This window comes from Rhodococcus sp. R1101, assembly GCF_000278445.1.
Lineage (GTDB): Bacteria > Actinomycetota > Actinomycetes > Mycobacteriales > Mycobacteriaceae > Rhodococcus > Rhodococcus gordoniae.
Window position 1 is genome coordinate 1 of record NZ_AJVB01000480.1, and the last position, 2935, is coordinate 2935.

Here is a 2935-nt window from a genome sequence, read left to right on the forward strand (position 1 = left end):
CGGGACCGGAGGTCGCGGGTGGTGCGGTGGTGGTGAGGCGGGAGCGTTCGGCGCGGAGGTCCGCTCCGTCGTCCTCCGTCCTCAGACGCTCCATCTCCTCCCCGATCATCGGGCGCGTGGCGGCGACGACCGCTGTGCGTACCCGTCGCGGGTCGTGCGACGACCGGACGGCGGCGGCCAGGACGTCCCGCAGCTCGACGATCCCCGAGCCGGCGAGCGCGGTCTGCCGAAGGGCCTCGCTCGCATCGTGCCCGCGGGCCCGCCGCGCGGCCTCGGCGGAGACGGGCAGCACGACGACGCGCGGCAGCCAGGGTGCGTGCCGGTGCAGGATCTCGACGTCGGCGTCGCGCACCGCACGGTGGTCGGGGTAGCGCTCGATGCCCGTCAGGGCACAGACCACCTCGATCGACTCGGCGGCTGCCGCGCGCACGAGTGCGAGTTCGGTCCGTCCGATCACGGCCGAGGGGTCGAACACCACGAGGGTGACCGCGGCCCGGTCCGAGGGCCCCTGGGCAGCAGCCCTGCCGTCGTCCGCGATGTCCACGCCGCCGAGGTGCCGCAGTTCCGATGCCAGCGTGCCGGCGCCGGAACCGGGCACTCCGACGACCCGTACACCGGTCGCGGGTGGTTCGTGCAGCTGCATCCATCCGCGCGGGTTCCATCGGCGCAGGACGTCGTCGGCTGCGTTCACCGCGATCCCGCCGACACCAGATCCAGGGCGTGTTCGACGAGTTCCCGCACCTGCGGAGCCGCGGGGATTCCCGCAGCGACTCGGGCCAGCTCCTCGTCGCGGAGCCCGCGGGCGACGGCCGCACGCGCGGCGATCAGTTCTGCGAGCAGCTCCTCCTCGCGAACCGCGGCCACCTGCCCTGGGGCCACGCCGGTCGCACGGGCGACGACGGCGCACTCCGCGGCATCCGCCCCACCAGAGACCACCAGGACGACGCGACGAGGATCGACGGTCGCGAGTGCGGCACGGTCGGCAGGGTGCGCGACAGCCGGGTCGAGGCGACGCGGCACCACGTGGACGACGAGGTCGGCGTCGAGCACCGGATCGGGACCGCCCGGTGTGTCCACTGCCACTCCGACGACGATCGTGCCCGCGGCCGCATCGTGCGGCAGCGACTCCCGGACCCGCGCCTCGGTCACCGCGCGGCCGGTCCCTGCGCGGCCCGCCACCTGCACCCGCAACACGGCCGCGTGCCGGGCCAGCGCGCTGCGCAGGACCCGCCCGGCCTGCGCGTCGAGTTGCTCGACCTGCGCGGCGAGGTGATGCCACAACTCCCCCGTCATGATCCCCCGATCGTCGCCGGAGATTGTGGCAGAGAGACCGCCGGTGGGCAGCGGAACGAATGCTTCCCTGAGAAAACACTGTGGTCCCTCAGGTCACTCCCGCCACACACTCCCGAGATACGCGACAATGGACGGGTGAACGAAGCCGATCAGCACACCACCGAGACGCTCGACGAGCGCCCGACCCGCGGGAACCGCCTGTACCCCAGGGTGACGAGTTTCCGGTCCCGCCGTGGATCGCTGACCGACCCTCAACAGCAGTGCTGGGACCGTCGTTGGCCCGAACTCGGCAAGGAGGTCGGCGACGATCCGCTCGACATCGAAGCGTGGTTCGGCCGTTCCGCACCGCTCGTCCTCGAGATCGGATCCGGAACGGGAACCGCTGCCCTCGCCATGGCCGGGGCCGAGCCCGAGGTGAACCTCATCGCCGTGGAGGTCTACAAGCCCGGCATCGCCCAGACGCTGCAGGGCATCGAGCGCAGCTACGACAGCGACGCGCCGATCGAGAATCTGCGGATCCTGCGTGGCGACGCCGTCGAGGTGCTCGAGAAGATGCTCACCACCGAGTCGCTCACCGGGGTGCGGGTCTTCTTCCCGGATCCGTGGCCCAAGGCCCGCCACCACAAGCGCCGGCTCCTGCAGGCCCCGACGTTCGCGCTGATCGCCGACCGGCTGAAGCCCGGCGGAGTGCTGCACGTGGCCACCGACCACGCCGACTACGCCGAAGCGATCGCCGAGGTGGGCGACGCCGAACCTCGACTCGCCCGGTTCTCCGGTACCGCCCCGATCGGCCTCGAGCGACCCGTCACGAAGTTCGAGGACAAGGCACACAGGTGGGGAGCGCGATCAACGAGTTCGTCTGGGGGAAGATCGGAGCATGAGTGTCCATGAAGAGCTTCCCGGCGTGACCGATTCCTCCGCGATCGACGGCGTCGAGCCGGTCCGTAAGGTCCTGCTCGTCTGGGACGCACCCAACCTCGACATGGGCCTCGGCGCAATCCTCGGTGGACGGCCCACCGCCGCCTACCGCCCGCGCTTCGACGCTCTCGGCCGGTGGCTGCTCGGGCGCACCGCCGAACTGTCGCGTCAGCACTCCACCACCCTCGAGCCCGAGGCCACGGTGTTCACCAACATCGCACCGGGCAGCGCGGACGTCGTCCGCCCCTGGGTCGAGGCCCTGCGTAATGTGGGCTTCGCGGTGTTCGCCAAGCCGAAGATCGACGAGGACAGCGATGTCGACTCCGACATGCTGCACCACATCGAGCTGAGGCACCGGGAGGGTCTCGCCGGTGTGATGGTGGCCTCCGCCGACGGGCAGGCCTTCCGTGAACCCCTCGAGCTGCTCGCGCAGCAGGGCATCGCCACCACGGTGCTCGGTTTCCGCGAGCACGCCAGCTGGGCGGTGACCTCCGAGATCATCGAGTTCCTCGATCTCGAGGACATTCCCGGTGTGTTCCGCGAACCGCTGCCCCGCGTCAGCCTGGAATCGCTGCCCGACGAGGGTGCCTGGCTGCAGCCGTTCCGACCGCTTTCTGCTCTCCTGGTGGGGCGCAAGAGCGTCGCCGAATAGGAGACTCACGTGTTCGACCGTTGGGGAGAGCTCGTCTACCGCGCGCGCTTCACCGTCATCGCGGTGATGGTC

At 70.9% G+C, this 2935-nt stretch carries 2 protein-coding genes and 2 pseudogenes; 2 read left to right on the plus strand and 2 right to left on the minus strand.

Translation table 11 applies throughout. The features are described from left to right. Positions 1–691 (minus strand): annotated as a pseudogene (locus R1101_RS0120200) (hypothetical protein); the annotation flags it as partial. Then, positions 688–1293 carry a hypothetical protein gene (locus R1101_RS0120205; protein WP_016935113.1) on the minus strand — a complete coding sequence of 202 codons (606 nt, stop codon included), beginning with the start codon at positions 1291–1293 and terminating at the stop codon, positions 688–690. The pseudogene R1101_RS0120200 and the gene R1101_RS0120205, both read right to left, overlap by 4 nt. 135 nt (positions 1294–1428) lie before the next feature. On the opposite strand from R1101_RS0120205, the pseudogene trmB reads away from it, so the two are divergent. Both trmB and R1101_RS0120215 read left to right on the plus strand, forming a co-directional pair. After that, positions 1429–2174: pseudogene (trmB, locus tag R1101_RS27730) on the plus strand (tRNA (guanosine(46)-N7)-methyltransferase TrmB). Then, on the plus strand, positions 2171–2863 hold the full coding sequence (locus R1101_RS0120215) for an NYN domain-containing protein (protein WP_026003512.1): 693 nt from the start codon (positions 2171–2173) through the stop codon (positions 2861–2863). Before trmB ends, R1101_RS0120215 begins: the two are co-directional and overlap by 4 nt. Positions 2864–2935 lie beyond the last annotated feature (72 nt).

Excerpts from the sequence above, each read along its gene's own strand:
- R1101_RS0120205 (WP_016935113.1), bottom strand. The coding sequence starts at position 1,293 with ATGACGGGGGAGTTGTGGCATCACCTCGCCGCGCAGGTCGAGCAACTC.
- R1101_RS0120215 (WP_026003512.1), top strand. The coding sequence starts at position 2,171 with ATGAGTGTCCATGAAGAGCTTCCCGGCGTGACCGATTCCTCCGCGATC.